Below are 737 nucleotides of genomic sequence, written 5' to 3' on the forward strand. Positions count from 1 at the left end.
GGTGTCGCCGACGAGACCGACAAGAGCCAATACACTACGGCGAACGTTCACCTCGAGAAGACCTTCAAGTCCGCTCCCAAGCGCAGTCTCTCGTGGGATGCCGACTATGTAGGCTATCGAAGCCAAGAGGGGCGTAACTTTACTTCCCGAGGCTTGATGCCTAATGGTACTCCCATCCCTGGCTCGGACTTCCACTTTGATGCTCTGACCGATCAGCACACTGACTCCTACATCACGAGCCTAGACTATACCGAGCCGCTTGGTAAGGGGAAGCTGAGCTTTGGAGCTAAGGGGACGTGGACCCGCACCACCAACCGAAGCGACTACGATGCCAAGAGCTCCATGGGTGAGCGTCACGACAAGATCACCTTCGACGAGCATGTCTATGCGCTCTATGCTGACTTCAAGCATCCGCTCTCCGACAAGTGGGATCTCCGCACGGGTCTCCGTATGGAGTACACCCACACGGCAGGGGAGAATAATGGCCGTCGTCTGGAGAACTTGAGGAGCTACCTCAATGTCTTCCCCACACTCTTCCTGGGCTTCAACCCCAACGACCGCCATGCCTTCAGCCTCAATGGTACTGTCCGCCTCAATCGCCCCCACTTCGGCCAACTCTCCCCGTTCGCTAACTATGAGAACCAGTACAGCGTCATGCGAGGGAAAGAAGATCTGCGTGCTGCCAAGCGTGCCCAGCTTGCTCTCGGCTACACCTTCCTTGGGGCGCTGGACTTCCA

Annotated in this window: 1 protein-coding gene; it reads left to right on the top strand. The window is 57.1% G+C overall.

Annotated elements, in window-relative coordinates:
* Nucleotides 1–737: outer membrane beta-barrel family protein (locus tag HMPREF1556_RS08560; RefSeq protein ID WP_021668053.1), on the top strand; the 737-nt coding region annotated here is incomplete at both ends.

The sequence above is a fragment of the Porphyromonas sp. oral taxon 278 str. W7784 genome (assembly GCF_000467855.2).
Classification (GTDB): domain Bacteria; phylum Bacteroidota; class Bacteroidia; order Bacteroidales; family Porphyromonadaceae; genus Porphyromonas.